The sequence below is a fragment of the Micromonospora sp. CA-249363 genome (assembly GCF_050950185.1).
Lineage (GTDB): Bacteria > Actinomycetota > Actinomycetes > Mycobacteriales > Micromonosporaceae > Micromonospora.
Genome location: NZ_CP192020.1, coordinates 4,617,786 through 4,639,948 on the forward strand (window position 1 = coordinate 4,617,786; position 22,163 = coordinate 4,639,948).

General features: G+C 73.1%; 5 protein-coding genes. All 5 read right to left on the minus strand.

Annotated elements, in window-relative coordinates; genetic code table 11:
• Positions 1–9: 9 nt before the first annotated feature.
• Positions 10–1,383, minus strand: a complete 1,374-nt coding sequence (locus tag ACQPZK_RS20765; RefSeq protein ID WP_433534603.1) for an EsaB/YukD family protein — start codon at positions 1,381–1,383, stop codon at positions 10–12.
• Complete coding sequence (gene eccCa, locus ACQPZK_RS20770; protein ID WP_433534604.1) at positions 1,380–5,447, minus strand: type VII secretion protein EccCa; 4,068 nt, start codon at positions 5,445–5,447, stop codon at positions 1,380–1,382. The genes ACQPZK_RS20765 and eccCa overlap by 4 nt, the downstream gene beginning before the upstream one ends.
• Positions 5,444–8,140, minus strand: coding sequence for a right-handed parallel beta-helix repeat-containing protein (locus tag ACQPZK_RS20775; RefSeq protein WP_433534605.1), 2,697 nt, complete (start codon positions 8,138–8,140; stop codon positions 5,444–5,446). The genes eccCa and ACQPZK_RS20775 overlap by 4 nt, the downstream gene beginning before the upstream one ends.
• A 204-nt stretch (positions 8,141–8,344) precedes the next feature.
• Complete coding sequence (locus ACQPZK_RS20780; protein WP_433534606.1) at positions 8,345–8,668, minus strand: YbaB/EbfC family nucleoid-associated protein; 324 nt, start codon at positions 8,666–8,668, stop codon at positions 8,345–8,347.
• Between the two features lie 88 nt (positions 8,669–8,756).
• Positions 8,757–22,163 (minus strand): hypothetical protein, encoded by a 13,407-nt coding sequence (locus ACQPZK_RS20785; RefSeq protein WP_433534607.1) that lies wholly within the window; start codon positions 22,161–22,163, stop codon positions 8,757–8,759.

Consider the following 22,163-nt stretch of genomic DNA (forward strand, 5'->3'; position numbering starts at 1 on the left):
GGGCAGAATCTAGAAGAGGTCGCGTCCCACCGTCAGGAGCTTGCCGAAGACGCCGAAGACGCCCATCGCCAGCGGGGTCAGCGCCATCGTCGCGGTCGCGCCTAGGACGTCCGCGGTGGAGCGTTTACGGGGTCCGAAGCGGCCCGGCCCGCGGGACGGGATGGTGTCCGGTTGCGGGGTCAGGACGCACAGGCCCACCCCGGCCACCACCACCGCCGATCCGACCAGGACCAGCATCACCGACGCCGTGCCGGGACCCGCGCCGAATTCGCGGACCAGGCCGAGCACCAGAGCGAAACCGCCGATCGTGAGGGCCAGGCTGAGCGCGATCACCTCGCTGGTGAAGGCGCAGTGCCGGGCCCGGATCAGCAGTGCCAGGCAGACCGCGGCCAGCAGACCGAGCGCGAAGGGATTCGGTCCGATTCCCAGGATCGGCAGGGCCACCGCGAGCGCCAGCACCGGACCGGCCAGCACCGCGGCCAGCACCTGACGGGACTCCCCCACCAGTTCGACGGTCGCGTCGGTGAGGCCGGTCCTGGTGGCCTGGCGGCGCCCGCCCCAGGCGGCCACGAACGCCGCCAGTCGGCGGGCCAACGCCAGCACGGCCATCGCCACCACAGCGGTCACCGCTGCCGCGCCGAGGCGGTCGGCGGCCAGGCCACGGATCAGGACGGCGGTCGCCAGGGCCAGGGCCAGTTCGATCTCCACGATGAGCAAGGCTCCCTCGGCCAGGGTGGCGAAGGCGAGCAGGCCGGCCAGATTGGCCGCGACCAGTCCGCTCTCCCACGGGTAGCCGTCGGTGGTCAGGATGCGGCCGGCAAGCACACCGCCGGCGGCCAGCACCGGAATCGCTGTCGCCGCGACGGTCAGGCGCAGCCCGTACGGGACGAGGCCCTTCTGCTGAGTCAGGCCCCACGAGCCACCGATCAGCAGGAGGCCGACAACGATTAGGGCTATCGCACCGGCCGCGCCGCCGTCCGTGTGCCACGCGAGCAGGGCCGCCGTGCCGACCAACCAGAGCAGACCCGCGGCGATCGCGGCCGGCCCGGCGTGCAGCTTGGTCGCGCGGTGGCGGTGGGTCTCCTCCGCCACCACCTCGTCGACCTCGACCACCACCGGGGAGTCGGCCGGCTCCCCGGCGGTGTCCCTCAGGTAGAGCACCTGGCCGTCCACCACGCCCGCGCCGGCCAGCGAGGTGTCCAGCGGCAGCGCCGCCGCGCCGGCCGGGGCGAGCGACCACACCGGTGGCATCACGTCGTTCGGGTCCTGGCCGCACAGGGTCGCCAGGCGCCCGGCGTACTCGCCGACAGGGGTCCACGAGGGCACGGCGACGTCGACCCGACGGCGGGTCCCGACCACGGTGATCCGGCTCTGCTCGCTCATTCGTCCTTCTTCTGTTCGCCGTCGGTGGGCTCGTCGGATACCGCGACCTGGATCAGCCGGTGCGGCTTACCCCGGTTGACCAGCACACCCCGGCCCGGTGGGCGCGACGTCGCGCGCAGGTCGCCCAGGATCACGCCCTCGCGCGGGTCGCCCGAGAGGACCAGGCCGTTACCGCCCATGTCCCGGATGCGGTTGGACACCGGGTCGGTGACCGAGCGGGAACTGCCGCTCACCCGGCGAGCCAGCAGCATGTGCAGGCCGATCTCGCGGGCCTGCGGGATGAACGCCGCGAAGGGGCTCATCAACCCAGTGGAGCCACCCGAGACCAAGTCGTAGTCGTCCACCACGACGTAGAAGCGGGGCCCCTCCCACCAGGACTGCTCCTTGAGTTGCTGGGGCGTGACACCGGCCGGGGGCAGCCGCTCCCGGAGTTTGTCGGCGACCTGCCCGACGTACGCCTGGGCGGTGGCCGGATCACCGGCGTACGCGCCGAGGTGTTCCTTGGGAACGGCGTCCAGCAGGGAGTGCCGGAAGTCGAACAGCACCACCCGGGCGTCCCAGGCCGACTGGCGGCTGGTCAGGCCGTTAAGGTACGTCCGCAGGAACGTCGACTTACCGGAGCCGGCGTCGCCGTAGATCAGGAAGTGCGGATCACCGCTGGACAGGTCGAGGTGGACCGGCTTGAGGTCGTGCTCGGCGACCCCGATCGGCACGGCGGTCGGCGGCTGCTTGCGGTCGACACTGAGTTGGCGCGTCCGTACCAGGGCCGGCAGGCGGCGCACCTTGGGCGCAGGCCGACCGGACCAGCCCGCGATGATCTTGCCGAGCACGTCCTCCTGCGCCTCGCGCAGGCCCTCGGCGGTGTCCCGCCCGTCCAGCCGGGGCAGCACGAACTGGCAGTAGACGCCGGGCGACATCAGGCCGCGACCGGGAACGTCGCCGGGCAGGCGGGCCGCCGCGCGGCGTGCCACCTCGGACTCGCTCGGGTCGTTGAGCCGCAGTTCCAGCCGGGTGCCGATGCTGTCGCGCAGGGCCGGGCGGATCTCGTTCCAGCGGCCCGAGGTGAGCACCAGGTGCACGCCGGCGCCGAGGCCACGGGAGGCGATCTCGGTCAACGCCGCGTCGGCCCACTCGTGTTCGGCGCGCATCGCGCCCCAGTTGTCGACGAGCAGGAAGACATCGGCGGCCCGGAGCCCGTCGGGCAGTTCACCGGCGCGGCGCTTGACCCGGAAGTCCTGGATGGACTCCACGCCCAACCCCTGGAACAGCCGCTCGCGCTCGACCACCAGGCCGCGGATCTCGGCTACCACCCGGCTGACCAGCTCCGGATCGTTGCGGCCGGCCACCGCCCCGACGTGCGGGGCGCTCGCGTACGGCGTCAGGGTGCCGCCGCCGAAGTCGATGCAGTAGAACTGCATCTCCTCGGGGGTGTGGGTGAGCATCGCGGCGAGCATGATCGTCCGGAGCAGGGTGCTGCGGCCGGTCCGCGGCGCTCCGACCAGGGCGAGGTGGCCGTGCGCCCCGCCGAAGTCCATCATCAGCGTCTCCTGGTCCTGCCGGATGGGCAGGTCGACCAGGCCGATCGGAACGCTCAGGGAGCCGGACAGCGGCCAGTGCTTGGCGTTGTAGCCACGCTCCGGCAGGGCGGAAACGGTGCCGACGAGGTGGTCCAGGGCCAGCGCCTTGGGCAGCGGCGGCAGCCACACCTGGTGCACCGGCTCCATCGCCTTCATCCGGTCGACCACGACGGCGAGTTCGGTCGGACCGTCGCCGCCGCCGTCGCCGTCGGACGTCGGTGGTTCCTCGGGTTCGGCCTCGGCGGGGGCGCCGAGCGTCCGGATGTCGAACGGCACCACTGTGTCGTCGACCTTGCCGGCCGCCGCCCAGCGCTCCTGGGCCGAGACGTACGTGGAGGAGACGTGGGCGACCCGCAGCCGCACGTAGATGGACTCGTCCACCTTGAGGTAGGCCGACCCGGGCACCGGCGGTAGCTTGTACGCGTCCGGGGTGCCGATCACGCTGCGGCTCTCGGCGGCGCTGAAGGTGCGCAGGCAGATCCGGTACGACAGGTGCGAGTCCAGCCCGCGCAGCCGGCCCTCCTCGAGCCGTTGGGTGGCCAGCAGCAGGTGCATGCCGAGCGACCGGCCGACCCGGCCGATCTGCACGAACAACTCGGTGAAGTCGGGCCGCCCGGACAGCAGCTCACCGAACTCGTCCACCACGATCAGCAGGTACGGCAGCGGTTCGAGTGGGCTGCCGTCGGGCTTGGTGCCGCCCTTGGCTCGGCGGATCTGATACTCCCGGACGCTGTCGATGTTGCCGGCGTCGCGCAGCATCTGTTGGCGGCGCTGCTGCTCGCCCATCAGCGCGGCGAGCACCCGATCGATCATCGCGACGTCGTCGGCCAGGTTGGTGATCAGGCCACCCACGTGCGGCAGGCCGGCCAGCGGGGCGAACGCGGCGCCGCCCTTGAAGTCGATCAGCACGAAGCTGAGCAGCTCCGGCGAGTGGGTCAGGGCCAGACCGGTGGCCAGCGTCCGCAACAGTTCGCTCTTGCCCGAGCCGGTCGCTCCCACGATCAGCCCGTGCGGTCCGGAACCACCCTGCGCCGACTCCTTCAAATCCAGCACCACGGTCTGGCCGTCGCCGTCGGTGCCGATCGGCGCGCGCAGCATCCGCGGGTCGCCCGCCGGGACCCAGTGCCGGACGATGTCGGCGGTCAGCACGTCGCCGCCGAGGACCATCTCGGTGAGCGACGTGGTGCGGGTGAGCACCTGCTCGCGTTCGTCGGAGAGCCGCAGCGGGGCCAGTTGCCGCGCGATCAGCTCGGCCAGGCCGGGCGTGACGGTGTCCGGCAGGCATCGCTCCGCCGGGACGACCACGAGGTCCTTGCGGCCCTCCGGGGTCAGCCGGCCGTCGTCGGCGATCCGGATGCGCAGGTCGACCCGGCTGGGCTCGTCGGCCTCGCGCTCGACCAGGAAGACCAGTGTGATGCCGCTCTGCGGGCCGGCCGCGGCGACCAGGGCGGCCAGGATGTCCGAGCGGCCCCATTCGGAGACCGGCGCGAACCCGGTCAAGACCACCACCAGCCGGGGCAGGTCGGCCGGGGCCTGACGGTCACCGAGCGTTCGACGGTTGCCGGCCAGCTCGACGCGGCGGCGCAGTGTCTCGTTCAGGAAGGCCGCCAGCCCGGCCGGGTCGGCGGCGACCAGCGACACCACGCCGGCGGTGCCCCGCGCCCTGGGCTCGATCGTGTGGGGTAGCCACTTGGCCCACTGCCAGCGATCGTTGTTCTCCTCGACCGGTCGCTCGCCGCTGGTCTCCACGGCGATCAGCACGTCGTCCGGAGCGTGCAGAGTGGCGACCTGGCAGAGCAGTACGCGCGCCAGGTTCTCGGTGTCGAGGGACGGGCCGAGCAGGCTGACCACACCCGCGTTGCCGAGGTCGACCACCATCGGCTGGCCCTCGACCCGGCCCAGGCTCTCGACCAGGCGGCGCGCCGAGCGCAGCGACTCCCAGTCGTAGTCGGCGATGGGGTCCATCTTCGGGTCCATCACCATGGGCGACGCCAGCCGCACGAGGCCACGACCCAGGCGTACGCGCAGGAAGTCCTCGTCGCTGCGACGTCGCTCCCACACCCGGTGCCGGTTGGCGCTGATCGAGAACAACCGGGACGGCTCCGGGTTGGCGACGGCGGCCACCTGCCGCTGCGCGACGGACACCTCGCGGGCCTGGTCGCGGGCGAGGCTCAGGTGTGCCCGGTAGCGGAGGCGCTGTTTGCGGGTGGCTTTGCCGGTGGCGCGGCGCTGGCGCATCCGCAGGGCGATCACGGCCCCGGTCGAGGTGAGGAAGAACAGGACGCCGATGATGATCAGCGCCGGACGGCCGAACGTCACCATGTACGCGGCCATGCCCACGCTGGACAGCAGCGGCAGCACCAGATTCCAGGCGCCGCCGTCCGGGCCCTCCTCCGGCACCTCGGGCGGGGCCGGCACGGTGTACTGCTCGGTCGGCAGCTGCGGCAGCAGCATCCGGGCCGGCCGGTGGAACGCGAGCCGGGTCACCGCGGGTCCCCCTCGGGCAGGTCGTCGGCGAGCAGCGTGCTCAGGTCGTCGTCGGCCGACTCCAGCAACTTGCTGATCCGACTGGCGTGCCGCTCGGTCATCAGTTGGAACACCTTGCGGGCGAAGCGGCCGTTGCCGAAGCCCTCGCTCCGGGGCTGGCTGTCGAAGTAGCTCATCAGCGCGGCGCGCGCCTCGGCGTCCAGCTCGTACTGGAACTGGCGGGCCTGACTCTCGACGATCTCCACCAGTTCGTCGGACGAGTAGTCGTCGAAGGTCAGCGTGCGGGAGAAACGCGACGACAGGCCGGGGTTGGCCGCGATGAAGGTCGTCATCTGGTCCGGGTAGCCCGCCACGATGACCACCGCCTCGTCACGGTGGTCCTCCATGAGCTTGACCAGCGTGGCGATGGCCTCCTGGCCGAAGTCGCTGCCGTTGCCCGGTGGAACGAGCGAGTACGCCTCGTCGATGAACAGCACCCCGCCCAGCGCCCGGCGAAACGCGGCAGTCGTCTTCGGGGCGGTGTGACCGACGTACTCGCCGACCAGCGTGCCGCGGTCGACCTCTACCAGGTGGCCCTTGGCGAGCATGCCCAGCGAGGCCAGGAGCTGGCCGTAGAGGCGGGCCACTGTGGTCTTTCCGGTGCCCGGGTTGCCGGCGAAGACCAGATGCCGCGACAGCGGCGGCGGGGCCAGGCCGGCCTCGCGTCGGCGCTTCACGATCTGCACCAGGTTGACCATCGTGTTGACGTCCTTCTTGACCCGCTGCAACCCGACCAGGTCATTGAGCTGGGCCATCAGCGACCCCAGGTCGGCCTCGGCCACCGTCGCCCCGGTGCCCGACGCGCGCGCCGCGACCGGGGCGCCGAGCACCGCGGGGAGCGGTGCCGACCGGAGCGACGGGTCGGACTGCGGGATGGTGACCTGCCCGACCGTTGTGCTCCAGCAACCGGAGAACGTCGCCTTGGCGCCGTCGGCCAGGTTCAGGTCCTCGTCGACGTCGTGCACGTGCAGTCGGTGCAGGAGCGGGTCGGCGCCGGCTCCGACGAAGACGGCCGGGTAGCGGGTCTTGGCGATGTCGCAGTCGATCAGGCGGCCGTGGGCGCCCTCGGCGGCGTACACACCGTTCTTGGCGCAGCCGGTGATGGTCAGCCCGCGAATCTCCGGAGCGGCGCCCTCCCAGATCGCCACGCCGGTGCCCTCGATGCTGGTGAGCGTGCAGTCCTGCAACATCGGGGTGGCACCCGAGTCGACGAGCACCCCGGTTCCGCCGACCGCGTCGACGGTGCACCCGCGGGCGATCATCGAGGCGCCCGGGGCGATCTCCAGCCCGCTGCGCCGGACGTCGCGGATCGTGCAGTCGGCCAGCAGCGGACGGTGCGGGGTGTCGACCCGGACGCCGACCTCGGAGCCGGTGACAGTGACCGCCCGCACGACCGCGTCGGCGTTGCCGTCGACCTGCACACCGCCGTACCCGGCGCCGGAGATCTCGCCGCCCGACATGCGCAACAGCGCCCGGTCGGACGCCCGGACGCCGAACTCGGGTGTCTCGGCCACCGCGCAGTCGAGCAGCGCGGCCACCGCCGCACCGGTCAGGTGCACGGAGCTGTACGCCGAGCGACTCACCGCGACCCCGTCCATCAGCACCCGCGTCTCGTCCGCGGCGAACAGCCCGTTGCCCGCCGAGTCGGCCAGCTCCCCGCCGCTGACCCGCACTTCGGCTCGACCGCGCAACGCCAGCGCGGTCTGCCGGCCGGCGCGCAGCCCGGTGTCGGACAGGGCCACCCGGGCGTCCTCCAGGGCCAGCACACCGGCCGCGCCGCTGTGCTCGATCGCGGTTCCGATCAGCGCGACCTGACCGTCGCCGCTGACCGCGACGCCGGTGCCGCCGGACCGGGTGACAGTGCACCGTTCGGCCCGGACACCACCGACCGCGCCCTCCTCGCCGGCCCGGGCCTCGCCGCCGTGCTCCGGCCGCAGCGGAACCCACCAGGCCGACCCGAACGGGGCGCTGCCGGTCACCCGCAACCCGTCGGCCACCGCGTCGTGCAGCGTGACGCCGACCAGGCGGGCCCGCCCGGACCCGGTCACCTCCACCGCCGGGCCTCCGGTGTAGCCGATGTCCGCGTCGGTCAGGACGATCGTGCCCGACGCGGTGGCCAGGACCCCCCGGCCGGAAACCTTCTGCACCCGGAGCCGGTCGAGGACGACTCGTGCCGTGTCCTGGACGACCACCGCGTCACCCCGGATCTCCTCCAGCACCAGCCCGGTCGCCTGCACCTCGGCACCGCCGGCGGCCCGGACAGCGGCGCCCACCGCACCGGAGACCCGGCAGTCGAGGAGGCGGGCCGCGGCACCACCCCGGACGTCGACCGAGCCGTCGGCGATCTCGGCGGACTCCAGCGTGAGGCGGCCGCCGTGCACTGCCACCGTCACCCCGTCAGGGCCCGCTCCGCGCAGGGTCAGCCCGTGCACGGCGGCGTCACCGGCGCGTACGGCCACCGCCGGGCCCGTGCCGGCGACCAACTCCACGGTCCCCTCGTCACCGTCGGCCAGCAGTGTCAACGACTTGTCGATCACGACGTGCTCGTGGTAGATCCCGGCCGCGATGGCGATCACGGTGCCGTCCTGGGCCGCCCGGACGGCCGAGCCGATCGTGCGGTGGCGGCTCCACACCCGGTTGGAGACGCGTTCCATCCGGGCACCCGCGGACACTGCGGCACGCCGGGACCCGGTGTCGCTCACTCCGCACCCACAGCGTTCTGCACGACCAGCTTCCCCTCCGTCGAGGTCCCCGTATCGGGGTGCCCATCTGCACGACGGGGACGCCGTCCACCGCGTTCAGCCCAATTCGCCGGAACCGTCGGTCGAGGTCGGCGTCGTCGGCCCGATGGGCGGCGGTCAGGATGCCCGCAGGCGGTCCAGCACGGAGGAGATCGCGCCGGTGCGCTGCGCGGCCTGGTCCTTCAGCTGGGCGGTCGCGTCCCGCAGGGCGGCCAGCATGAGGGCTTCGACCTCGTCGGCCGGGTTGTCCTCGAGCACGTTCGGGTCGAGGTGGACGGAGAGGAACTCGCCGGCCGCGGTCATCGTCACGGTCACCTGCCCGTCGGCCGCGACGCCGGTCACCTCGGTCGCGTTCATCGCCTCCTGCACGTTGGTCACCTCGGCCTGCAACGCCAGTGCCTGCTGCCGGAGATGGTTGAGCTGCTCCTGGTTGATCGACACGACAACTCCTGTCCGTGGGTACCGGCCGCCACCGTGCCACCACCGTGCGGGACATCGGATAGTCCCGGATTCGGGGATGGCGGTCAGGTCAGCAGGTCACCAGCGCGACGCCGATGACGCTCAGGGCCGCCCGATCCTCGTCCGAACCGACGACACGGGCGACCAGCGCCTCCCGGACGACCTGTCGCGGCGGATACGAGAGACGCCAGTGCCTGTGGATGAGCCCGGTTCCCGCCTCCGCTCTGCCGGTCAGCGCCAGGTGGACGGCGCGGGCGGCGTACGCGACGGGCATGTCCCACTCCGGGTGGGCGGACACCCCGCGGAAGAGCCCGCTCATCGCGCCCAGAGCCCCGGGCGGCGCCGTGCGGATCGCGTCGACCAGGATCTGCGCGCGGACCTCGGGCGAATCTTCGTCGAGGAAGCGGAAGCCCTGGTCGAGCCAGTCGGTGCCGTACGCGGCCAGGGTGTTGAGCGACCACTCCAGCTCGGCCTGCTCGCCCGCGAGATCCGACCCGAACGGAGTGTCCGGCTCGGCCGGCGGTTCGGAACCGACCCGCTCGTAGAAGCCGTCCCGGTACTGCTGTCGGGCGTCGGGGCGAGGCTCCGGCTGCACGGTAGCGGGCTGCTCGGCCGGGCGCGGCGGTGTCATCGGGGTGAGCTCGACCGGCGGCAGAACGCTCGGCACCAGACCGATCCCGTCGGTGCCGGAGGTGGTGCTCGGCGCACCCGTCGTCCCGGACGTGGTCGCCGCGGCCGGACGGATCGCCACGCCCACCGCGGCCTTCTGCGCGGAGCTGGTCAGGTACGCGATGCCCGTCGCGATCTTCCCGGCCGCCTCACTCACGAACCGGACGCGCAGCGGGGCGTCGACGGTGAGCCGCTCAGCTCCGGGTAGCTCGTCGAACCGGCGGGCGGCGTCAGTGAGCGCGTCGGCCAGGCGCCGCTCGTCGGCCAGGCGCTGCGGGAGACGGCGCATGATCTTCTCGACGCGCGCCGTGGTCCGGTCGGCCGCGCGCCCACCCAGCGCCGGTTCGATCACGGCGGCCTCGCGCAGCCCGGCGGCGATGAGCGTCTCGATCTCGGCCTCGACCCGGCGCAGGGCCGCCGCCTCCGCCGGATTCGCCCGGCGCTCCGCGTCGAGTTGTCGCCGGACCTGCCGGCCCAGCACGTCGAGCGGAGTGCTGCCGGCTCGCCGCGGAGTGGCGAGGCGCTCCGCGGCGTCCCGACCCCGCCTGATCACCTGCGCGATGATCTCCGGCTGCTCCTTGTCCACGGCGAACTCGGCCTGCGCCAGCCTCTGGTCCGCGTCGGCCCAACGGAACTGCCGGTACACCCGGTCGAACACGTCCAGCGCGGCCATCTCGGCCTCGGCCGCCAGCCGGTCGTCGACGCCGGCCGTCTCCCGGTACGCCGTGGCCGCCCGCTCCGCCACCTGCGCCCGGGCCCGCGCGACCGACACATAGCTCGGCACGGCCGCGAGCAGGTCGGATTCGAGCTCGGCCCAACGGCCGAGCCGGGCCGGGTCGAAGGGCCCCGAGTGCAGCAGCCGCTCGATCGCGGCGCTGGCGTCGGCGGTGAGGTCGGCGGCCGCGGTGTCGATGCCGTCCGCCGGCAGGCCCGCCCGCGTCCCCTCGGCCCGCAGCCGCTCGACCGCCGTACGCACCCACCCGGCCTGGCGCTGTCGCATCACCTGGGTCCGCAGGTCGGTCCAGTACTGCCCGGCCAGCTCGTCCCAGCGCCGCGACGCGGCCTGCCAGTGCTCCGAGTCGACGGCGGCGCCGACGGACACGGCGTAGTTCCACACCCGGTGATACAGATCGGTCAGATCGCGGACCACCCGGTCGCGCCAGATGGTCCGCTCGTTCCGGGACAGCCCGTCGAGCGTCCGGAAGCGATCGAGATCCTGCTCGTCGACCTGGTCGCGGATCTGGTCGGTACGCTCGGCCGAGACGGTCACCTCGGCGGCGAACCGCTCGGCGAAGTCCGGCATCCGCTCTGCCACCTCGCCCGCGGTGGCGACCCGATTCCGGTACTCGGCGAGCAGGCCGGCGGTGACCCGCTCGGCCTTCTCGCCGAACGCCACCGGATGCTGCTCGCGGACCGTGGACAGGCGCGCCAGCGCGACGCCGAACACGTCGGTGTCGGCCTTCTCCCCGGCCAACCAGTCCTCGTACGTGTCCGGGTCCACACCCCGGACGGTGAGGTGGTCGCGCAGTCGATCGGCCCGGAACCTGTCGGCGACGGCGGCGGTGTGCGCCAGGTCCGCGCCGGTGTCCACCGCGATCCGGTGGAAGTCCTGGGCCGCCCCGGCCAAGACCTGGCCCATCTGGTACGCGGAGTCCAACTCGATGCGGATCCAGTGCAGCGCCGCGGTGAGGGCCTCCGGCCAGCCGTCCGGCCCCTCGTCGGCGACCATCGTCGACACCGCGCTCAGTGCGCCCAGGTAGGCCACACCGGAGGCGGACCGCCCGGGCCTCTGGTCCCGGACCACCGTCGTCCAGTCGCCGAGCAGCCGCTGTTGGAAGCGCTCGCGATACCACTGCTGGTGCGGCAGGCGAGGGTTGTCGCGCTCGTTCTCGCCGTGGTCGTAGACGACCGCGTCGACGACCCGATCGAACCAGCGGTTGGCGCTCGACACCACGCTCAGATCCTCGACCAGCCGGGCCGAGGCGATGTCCAGGCCGACGGCCCAGTCGGAGGTGGGCACCCACTCGGCCTCGCTCCCCGCCGTACCTGCGGCGGCGCGCGCGGAGTTCAGGTACGACGCACGCAGCCGTGCGTGGTCCGCCTCGCTCAGGTAACGGCCCCCGAACAGGTCGGCCCGGCGGAAGTCGGCGACCGTCCGCGCGAAGCTCTCCCCGGCGAGCTCGTCGACCCGTGGCGTCTCCGTCACCTCGGCGGTGACCGGGGCCGGCGCGATCGGTTCCACGACCGTCACCCGCGTGGCGATGAACGCGGCGATCATGGTCAACTGGTCGTCCCGGCTGGCCAGCGACTCGCGTACCGCCAGGAAGTGTGTCGCGGCCTCGTCGGCGATGTCGGCCTTCAGCCGCGCGATCGTCGCCTCGTCGAGACCCGCGGCCAGCTCGGGCCTCGCGGTCAGGTGGGCCGCGAACCGCGCGTCCAGGTCCTCGTTCCGGGCCCTCAGGTCCCGTTCCAGCTCCAGGTAGGAGACGTACGCCGCCTCGGTGCGCGCGTAGATCTCGTCCAGTTCCGCAAGCTGCTCCCGAAGGGCGGCAGTCGCGGTGACCGCCGGGGGCGCGGCGCTGACCGTGCGACGGACCACCGTGCCGTCGGACTGGATGACCTCGACCTCGGCGATGCCCTCCTCGGGCTTTGTCGTCGGCACGGCATCGGTGACCTGACCGGCGGGCGTCGGCTGCTGCTCGGGCGTCGGCTGCTCGGCGGGCGCGGCAGGTTCCCGGAGGCGTTCGAGGCGGCCCAGGAGTTCGGCGTCCACGTCGACGCCGCCGCGCACCGTCCCGGTGCGCCCCTCGGCCTCCGCCATCCGGCGGACCTCCTCGTCCACCTGGCTCTCGTCGCGGGACGGACCGGGCCGCAGGTGGCCACCCGCGCTCGGGGCAGGATCGGGAATGCTCGGCATCCGCTGGACCAGGTCCTCGACCGACCGGGGCTCCAGCGTCAGCGGGTCGTGGGCCGGGACGGTCAGACTGTCGCCGTCGAGGAGGACCGCGAACTCGTCGGCCTCGAGGTCCTCCGGCCCGGTCTCGTCGAGGCGGCCGTCCTCCGCCGGCGTGACGTCCTCGGCCGGCCGCACCGGACCGGCCTGCTTCAGCGCCGCCACCCGGGCATTCATCGTCGCCACCGACAGACCGGCGAGCGCGCCCTCCAGGGCGGTGCCGTCGCGGGTGTCCAGCGCCCCGATCATGGCTTCGGCCGCCCTGGTGACCTCGTCTGGGCGCAGCCCCGTCCCGTCGGTCACCGCCCGAACCCACGCCCAGACCATGTCGGACAGGTCGGTGTCCTGCATCGGAACGGTCGGCCACGTGTCGACGGGCATGCCGTCCTCGGCCACCCTGTGGTATCCGGCTGCGGCGACCCGCTCGGTCCACGCGATCTCCTGCTCCGGTGTACGCACCTCGGCCAGCTCACTGTCGAAGGCCCGGGCCTGCTCCAGCCGGATGGCCGGCACGTTGTCCCGCAGGATTCGGTAGCCATGGCTGGGCACGTACCTCTTGAGGTCGGTCAACCGCTCGTCTACCGCGGTGAGGAGCTTCCGGTCCCGTTCCTGCTCGGTCAACCTGGCCTCGGCCGCGTCGGCGTCGGCCTTCGCCCGCGCCGCCTCCGCCTCGGCGGCCAGCTCGTCGCGGCGGGCGTCCAGTTCCGCGTACAACCTGTCCAGTTTCTCCACCGTGCCCGCCCGCGCTATCGCCTCACGGAAGCGGTCCCGTTCGGCGCGCGGCACGATCGCGTACTCCTCGGCGAACGCGTCCAATTCCTCGTCGACGCCGGGCTCACGCGGGTTCGGCAGCGGATCCCCCGCTGCCCTCGGCTCGGTCGCGACCGCGGCGCGCATCCTCTCGCGCACCTGCGCCCGCTTCTCGTCGTCGTCCCGCGCGGTCAGCCACTCCGCCCAGAACTTCTCCCGGACGTCGTGGGGCAGCGTCCTGGCGTCGTCCCGGAACCACTCCTCCGCCTTACGCCGCCACCGTGCCTCGATGTCCGAGTGATCCTCGGCGGGTTGTCCGGCGAGCCGGGTCAGACGCCGCCGTAGCGCGGTGTCGGTCAGCTCGACCGGCCCGGGGACCGGCTCGGCCAGATGCGTGACGGACGGCAGGTCCGGCGCGACCGGGGCACCGGAGCCCCGGTGGTAGAAGCGGTGGACCAGGTCACCGAACGCGCTCGGCGACACGCGGGACCCGGCCGCCCCGGCCTCGTCCCACAGACGTCGAGCGCCGGACACCAGCCGGGTCAGCGCCGCGTCGTTGGCCCACCGGGTGGTGACCACCTCCACCGCGCGCGCCGCCAGCTCGGCCTCGGCGGTGCGCCCGTCGGCGAGCCGTGCCCGCCAGTGCGCGCGCTCCTCCTCCGGCAGCATGGCGATCTGCGACTCGCGACGCTCGACCGGCGTGCCCCGGTCGCCAGGTAGGGCCAACGCGTCCACGATCGCCTGGACCTCGACCGGGTCCTGGTCGGGGGCGGTGAGCAGACGGTTCTGCAGTTGGCTTTCCGGCAGCGCCCGCCGCGGTGACCCGTCGGGCCGCGTACGTGACAGCCAGGCGGCCACGTCGACGGTGGCGCCGTCGCCGAACGCGTCGTGGAACCGGCGCACGTACCGGCGCTCGAAGTCGCCGTAGATCCGCTCCTGCACCGGCCGGCCGAACCGGGACCCGACCTGGCTCGCGTACTGGTTGAGGGTGGCCACCGCCTCGGCGTCACCGGCGCGCAGCAGCGCGTCCCGGACGGTCTCGGCATGGACCCGCCCGACGGCCCGTCCGAGCTGGGCTTCCAACACGGCCAGCACACCCGTCAGCGCGCCCTGGGCGTACTGCCGACCGGCGAAGCGCTCGCGGGCGTCCCGGGCCAGGTCACGGATCTCCCGGCGGGCGTCCCCCGACACCCGGGACAGTGCCTCCGTCGGATCCAGCCCGTGCCGGACCGCCTCCGCGGCGCCCTTCGCGGCCTCCGCGTCGACAGCCGTCAGCGCCTGCTCGGTCAGCGCGGCCGCGCGGGCGGCGAATGCGGCCCGCGCCGGCAGCTGATCACGCAACTCCATGACCGCTCGGCTGACCCCGGTGAACCGTGCGGCGTCCACCCTGGGCACGTTGGCCACGAACGGCGTGGCCCGGCTGTCCACCAGGGACTCCGCCTCGCGCTGGACGATCCGGACGGCGTTGCCCATCTGGTCCGGATTCAGGCCGGCGGTCAGCGGCGAGCGGGGCAACGCGTCCGGCTCGGTCAACCGGTACATCGCGTCCAGGACGACCTGTGTCTCGTCGAGGTAGTCGAGCCGCGCGTCGATGGCGTCGTCGAGCACCCGGAAACTGCTCAGCGCCGTGGTCGTGGTGCCCTCGAGATCTTGCACGGCCGCGTCCATCCGCTTCGTCCACCAGCGGACGTACCGGTCGTGACCGGCGGCGACCGCCTCGGCCCGGGACCGGGCCACACGGTCCGGGTCGGCCTCCATCCGGGGACGCTCGGCCACCATCTCGTCGAAGCGGGCGGCGACCCGGGCCGCGGCGATCGGCGCGGTGCGGTGGATGGCCCGGTAGACGTCGAGCCGGGCGATCTGGCTGCCCAGCGCGGCCGGCGCGTAGTCCCAGGTGCGGGTGTTGCGGAACGAGGCCAGCCGGGTCTCGGCGTCGCGGGTCCAGTGCCGCAGCGCCTCGTTGTGGTACGCGATCGCCTCGGGGTCCTCCGCCTGCCAGCGCTCGAACGCGGCGCTCGCGACCGCCTCGATCTCGTTGCGGCCGATCTGCTGCCGCAGGTCGTCGGCGAGGTCACGCAGAAGGTCGTCGTACCGCTCCTGCCACCGCTGACGTTCGGCGCCGGTGGGGACGCGGACATCGGTGAACGCGTCCGCGAACGTCTCGTTGACAGCACGGGCCGCGGCTGCGCCGAACCTTTCGAACTGCTCGACCAACTGGCGCTCGGTGATCCGGCTGCCCGCCGGCAGGTCGTACCACACCCGGACGAAGGAGGACTCCAGATCGGGCAGCGTCCGATCGACCACCGAGGCGTGCGCGAGCCTGTTGAACAGCCTCCGGATCAACTGGTCACGGACGCTCAACCAGGATTCCACGCGCTCCGGGTCGCTGAAGCGCATGATGTCCGGCGGTACGGTCTCGGTGGCCGGCTCAATCACCGGCGGCTCGTCCTCGACGGTCGGTCGCGGCGGGCGTGGCAGGGTCCCTGCCGGCGTGTTTTCCGGCGCCAGCAGCTTGTTCCGCAACGCCTCCAGCCGCGCCTCCAACGCCCGCGCCGCGACCGGATCGACCGGCCCGGCCGGCGTACTCCCCGAAACCGGCGGCTCCGACTCGGCCGGCTTCGCCCGCAGCGCCTCCCACCGCGCCTCCAACGCCCGCGCCGCCGCCGCGTCGACCGGCCCGGCCGGCGTACTCCCCGAAACCGGCGGCTCCGACTCGGCCGGCTTCGCCCGCAGCGCCTCCCACCGCGCCTCCAACGCCCGCGCCGCCGCCGCGTCGACCGGCCCGGCGTCAGCCGGCGGGGTCGGACGCTCTGGCGGCGTCGGAGAATCCGGCGGTGTGCTCGGTCGGCGAATCGCGGGCTTCGGGGCTGGCGTGACCAGCGGGCCCTCACCCTTCTCGGCCACCGCGGCGCGGGCAGCCGCCTCAGCGCGGGCAGCCTCCGACCCGGCCGCCTCGGGCCGGGCCACCTCCGGCCGGGCCACCTCCGGCTGGGTCTGCGGGCTGGGGTTCGCGGTGGCCTCGACGGGACTGACCGTAGGGCTGGCGGGCCCGACGGCGGCGGCCTGCTGCTCCGCGCGGATCGCCTCGTTCAGGCCGTTCCTCGCGTCCCGGGCAGCGGCCGACGCGCGCGCCTGCGCGCCTCGCACCGCCGGTTCGCTCGCGTCGAGCAGCGCCTGCTCGTGTTGCAGGATCGCGGTGCGCTCAAAGTGCGCGAGGGCGCGGTCCCGAACCTCCAATCCCTGCCGCTGCCAGGCCGAGAGGCTCTTCCACCGCTCGTGCAGGGCGTCGTACGCGCCCAGCCACTCGCGCAGCGTCCCGCCGCCGCGCGCTGGTTGCGGCGTCGGCAGCGCGTCCAGGCGTCGGGCCGCCTCCCGCAGCTCCCTCATCAGCGCCAACGTCTGGTCGCCGATGTGCTCCGGGTCGATCGTGCTCGGCGGCGGTGTGCTCGCCGGCGCCTCGTCCCGGTGCGCGCGAACCAGGTCCCGGTGGGTCGGGTTCTCCCTCGGGCGTAGCGAGGCGAGCCCCTCCTCGCGGTACGTCTGCAGATCGAGCGCGTCCCGCACCGCACGGTCGTAGTTTTCGATGTCGTGCGCGCCTGCCCCTTGGGCGAAACGCTTCGCGGCCAGCACCTGGGCCTGCTTCTGGGCGGTGTCGATCGCCTGGTCCAGCGGTCTCCGCAAGGAGTCGATGGTGGACCTCTCCGCGGTGATGTCGCGGAGGTTGCCGGCGGCCTTGGCCACCCGCGTGTCGGCGGCGAGCCCTTCGGGGGTCACCTCGACGCCGAGGCGTTGCAGCTGCGCCGCCCGTTCGGGGATGCTGGGGAAGCTCGGCATCGGCTCGCCCGGGTCGACCTTCGCGCCCACGTACTGCCGGTGGATGCCGGCACCTACGGCCTGCTGCTGCTCGTTGATCTGGTCGAGCACCCCGTTCAGCCGCTGAGCGGAGGCGTTCCTGGCGTCGACGTCGGCCCGCATCCGCGTCAGGTCCTCCGACCGGACCGCGCCGGAAGGATTGGGGGTACGCGCCTCCGGGCGGGGCGCGTCGGGTCCGAAGCGCGCCGCGTGTTCCTTCTGGATCGGCGCACGGGCGGGCGACTCGGGATTGCGGTTCACCCACTCGTTGGCCCGGTCCAGCTCGCCGTCGGAGAGCTTCCCGACGTGCTGGTCGACTGTCTCGGCGCCCGGCTGCGGTTCGTTGCGTGCGAGGCGGGCCACGTCCTCGGCGACGTCCCGGCCGGTCCGCGCCGGCTCCACCGGCCGTCGGGCGGGCGCGAAGGAGTCGCCATCGGGGGGCAGCCTCTCCCCGAGCGTGGCGTCCAGGTCGGCTTCCTGCTTGGCCATGGCGTTCCACGCCCGGTCGCGCAGGCTTCCGTACGGGTTCTTCGCGGGCAGCGGGTCGCTTCCGGCCCCGTCCGGACCCTTGACCTCGGGCCGCCCGACCCGCTCCAGGCTCTCGACCTCCGCCGCGACACCGTCGCGCCGTTCCTGCCGGATGGCAGCCATCTCCCTGCCGACGCCGTCCATCGGGGTGTCCAGCGACGTGGGTGTGACCAGATCTCGGGCCGGGTTGGTTTCGGTGAAGTGGGCCGTGTACGCGGGCGGCCGGCCCTGTGCGTCGTACGGCGGCAGGTCGAGGATGCCGTCGGTCTCGTCGTAGGCGGGCGGCCGGTGGATCGGATCGGGTTCGGCCCGACGGCCGGTGGCTCCGGCAACGTCCAGGCGGTACTTCGAGCTCTCGCCGATCGGCAGGTGGTGGACCTCGGGACCCTTCACCCCGAACTGCTCCGGACGCATCACGGCGCCAAGCAACTCGTCAAGCTTGCGCGAACCGCTCAGCACGGCCCCCGGGTCGAGCGGCGGCGTCTCCAGCTCGACGCGGTACACCTGCAGGGGCCGTTCCAGGTCGGTCAGGCGTGCGTCGATGAAAGCTTCTTGATCCCGCAGCCAGCCGGCCGCGTGGCGGTCGAGGGACTCCAGGTTCGGCATGGCGCGCTGGTCCACCGGGTCCGCGCCCCACCGCGCCAGGTAGGCGTTACGGGCGTCCCCCATCAGCTCGGCCCGGGCCGCGTCGATCCGGGCGATGTCCGCGTGGGTGCCGTTCCGCTGCTCGACCATCGCGTCGAACCGCCTACCGGCCGCCTCGGCGGCCCGATCGGCGCCCGCGTACGCCGTTACGTAGCCGTCGAAACTGTCCTCCAGCGTCCTGAGCTCGTCGCCCAACCGCCGGAAGTCACCGGTCCGGGCGGCCTGCTGGACCAACCCGTTCGCGTCAGCGATCCACGACCGCAGCGCGTCGCCCCGCACGTCCAACCGCCCGGAAGGCGCACCTGCCGGAGCATCGCCGAACCTGCCTGCCAGCCGGCTCACCGCCGCGTCCACGTCGGCGATGGCACCCTGCACCCGGGTGTCCGTGGGCAGGTCGTCGAACGCTCGCAGCTCGCCGGCCCGGGCGTCGTCGACGCCGGCGCGCTGGCCGCCCACGTTCCGCACCGCCGCGGCGGCGTCCAGGTCCAGGTGCGAGACGTCATCGGGGCGCACGGGTACGGCGACCGGCGGCACCTCCTCGTGCGTCGCCGACCTCAGCTCCGGCTCCCGTGGACCCACTGGCGTACCGCCGCCCGGTGGGTTGTCTCCGGGCGGTCCGCCCGGTGGGCGCGGTAGGGGGCCGTGCGGACCGGCGGCGTCCGCCCCCCGCGACGAGAGCCACTGGCGCGTCTGCAGGCGCGACCCTTCGCTCGCCCCGTGCTCCTGCCGGAACCGATGCACCACGCCCTCGGTGAATTCACCGGTGATCCGGTCGAACGTCCCCTGGCCGAGGTGGACGCCCCGGCCGCCGAACTCCGCGTCGATCAGCTTCCGGGCGCTACTGACGGCGGTCTGCATCGCCGCCTCGTCGATCGTGTCCCGGCGCACCTCGTCGCTGATGAGGTCGGCGCGATGACGCAGCGACTCCAGCGCCTCGTCCACCGCGGATAGTTTGTACCCGGCCTTCCCCACCCGCGTGATCTGCGCATCGAGAGCGTCGGCCAGCTTGCCCTCGGCAGCGGCGACGCCCCGGTCGCCCGCGCCGAAGGAGGTGAGGCCGCGTTCTACCGCCGCCAGCTCGCCCTGACGGGCCGAGAAGCGGAACGAGGCGCGGGCGTCGTCCAGGAGTGAGCGCGCCGCGTTGCTGAACTCGATCCGGGCTGGGGCCTGCTCGACGAAGGTCCGGATGCTGCGTACGGCGACGCTGTACTGCGGGCGGACGTTCTGGGCGAAGCTGCCGGCACTGGCGTCGGCGATCTTCTCCGCCTGGACAAGCATCGGATGCTTGCCGACACCGTCCGGGTGCAGGCCGAATCTCTCCGCGGCCCAGTCCAACCGCCCGACGCCGATGTCGCGGCGCAGCGACGTCATCAGGTCCTGCATCGGGCCGTGCTTGCTGCCCTGGATCCGCTCCAGGTAGGTCAGGCGCGCGTCGATGGTGCCCTCCCGCTCCCGCAGCCAGCTGGCCGCGTGGCGGTCGAGGGACTCCAGGTTCGGCATGGCACGGTGATCCAACGACTTCGCGCCCCACCGTGCCAGGTAGGCGTTGCGGGCATCCCCCACCAACTCGGCCCGCGCCGCGTCGAGCCGGTCGATGTCCGCGTGGATCCCGTTGCGCTGGTGGAGAATCGCGTCGAACCGCTTGCCGGCCGCCTCGGCGGCCCGGTCGGCGCCCGCGTAGGCCTTCACGTAGCCGTCGAAATTGCCCTCCAGCGCCCTGAGATCGTCGTCCAACCGCCGGAAGTCACCGGTCCGGGCGGCCTGCCGGACCAACCCGTTCGCGTCGGCGGTCCACGACCGCAGCGCGTCCCCCGGCACGTCCAACCGGCCGGGAGGCGGGCCCACGGGATCGTCACCGACCCTGCCGACCAACCGGGTCACCGCCGCGTCCACGTCGGTGATCGCACCCTGCACCCGGATGTCCGTCCGCAGGTCGTCGAGCGCCTTTCCGTACGCGTCGGTCCACGACGCCCTCTCGGCCGCGGTCGGCGGTCGACCCTCGTGGAACGCGCGGTCCATGACCTCGCCGAACCGGACGGAGACACGCTCGGCGAAGCCGCTCTTCAGCGCGGCGGCTCTGGCGTCGTCGACGCCGGTGCGCTGGCCACCGACGTCGCGCATCGCCGCCGCGAAGTCACGGTCCAGGTCGGGGAAGGCACTGTCGATGCCACGTGCAGTGTTGATCCGCTCCCGCAGACCCGCCTGAAGGTTGGACGAGACATCATCGGGACGTACGGGTACGGCGACCGGCGGCACCTCCCCGTGCGCCGCCGACCCCCGGCCCGGGTGGCCGGTCGAGCCGCCCTCGGTGTGCCCGGACCGCGGCGACGACACCGACGTCTCGGGTGCGGCGCCGGGCGGGGGCGCGTGGCGGGCGAGGCCCGCGGCGTCGCCCTCGGGCAGGTGCGGCACCTGCGTCCTGGGCCCGGTCGTCCCGGTGTCGACGGGCGGGTTGCTGCCCGACTCGGGGGTGTGCCTACCCGTCTCTTGTCCGACGCGTGGCTCGGACTCCATCCCCCGGGGCGCGCTGGGCGTCGGCGGCTCGGTGCTGCCCGAGCGAGCGCCGTGCGGCTCGTTGACCCGTGGCTGCTCGACGGCGTCCCTGGAACCATTGGGGATGGTCCTGGGCGGTTGTCCGGGGTTGGGATCGGCCGGCAGGTTGTCCGGAACCCGCGGGGGCTCGGAGCGGACGCTGGTGATCGGGCGGGCATCGTCCTCGTTCCCCGGCCTCCTCGGGGTGTTCGTGGGTGTGACGTCGCCGTCGTGGCTGGTCCGCGGCGCGGAGTTCGCGGGAGGCGGCGAGGTCGGCGCCTGCGACGGATCGCGGTTGGGGGCTGGCTGGATCGGCGCGTCGCGGGGCTCCGGTGGGGCCGCCGGCTTCGTCGACCCGGCTGGCGGCCGGCCGTTCTCGCCGACGACGCCGGGTGGCACGTTCTTCGGTGGCCCCTGCCCGTCCGGGGTCGTCCTGGCCAGTGGCAGCGGCGCGCCGTTGTCCGGCAGGGCATTGCCTTCCGGAGTGGAGCGCAGATTTCGGGTACCGGGTGAGCCGGCGACCGGGTCGCCCTTGACGGACGAGCTCTCGCTCACCTTCACGCCGGCGCCCGGCCTGGGTACGGCGTCCAGGTTGAGTGGGGTGTTGCGCAGGTCGCCGGCGTTCACCGAGATCGTCTTGGGGCCGATCGAGCCGGGCCGGACCGGACCGTTCCCACCGATCATCCGGGTGGCGGCGGCGCCGAACTCGTCGGTGCCGCCGAAGGTGCCGTTGTACGAGTCGATCGGCCCGGGCGTGACGGCTCCGTCGTTGAGGTTTACCTCGGCCGGTTTGACCTGTCCCGGGTTGATCGCGCCGTCGCCCTTGACCGGAATGTTCTTGAGGCCGACGGCGGCCGGGCTCAGCGAGAACAGCCCACCGGTGAGCGCCGCGACCACGATGTTCACCCACTCGTGCTGTGACAGGGTGAACGGCGTGTTGGTGGCGGCCGAGGCGATCACCTCGACCAGCACGTCCACGTTCCACTGCAGGTACGCGAAGGCCAGGGCACCGATGGTGAACTCGAAGGTGATGGTGAGCAGGGTGGCCGCGACAGTCGAGGCGATCTCGAGAGCCGCCATGATCGAGGCGACGATGGCCTCGGCCATCGCCGCGATCACGGGTGCCAGAACGAAGCCGAGGATCATTCCGGCGATGAAGCCGAGAACGGTGGACAGGAGGAGGATGAGGAAGCTCTTGGCCTCCTCGGCGAGCCTCTCGCGGATCTCCTCGGCCATCCTCCGGAGTCGGCGGGCCCACCGCCGGGCCAACTCCGCAGTGTTGGCGACCTGCCTGGAGACCTGCTGGAGCATCCGTCCGGCGGCGTTCTGGGCCGCGCCATTCCACTCGAGGTGTTCGGTGGCGGGCGTACCCACGACACCGGGGAAGGACGTGAGCGGGTCCTCGCTGAGGCTGCCCATCGCCAGCACGTCCGCCGAGTCCTGGCCCGGTGCGAACGTGGCCCGAAGGGTCTCGAGTTCGGCGGCCTTCTTGTCCCAGACGTCCGCCAACTGGTCGAGGAGATCCGGATCCGGGTGATGCAGGCTCAC

Coding starts and splice junctions, on each gene's coding strand:
- ACQPZK_RS20765 (WP_433534603.1), bottom strand. CDS start 1,383: ATGAGCGAGCAGAGCCGGATCACCGTGGTCGGGACCCGCCGTCGGGTC.
- ACQPZK_RS20775 (WP_433534605.1), bottom strand. CDS start 8,140: ATGGAACGCGTCTCCAACCGGGTGTGGAGCCGCCACCGCACGATCGGC.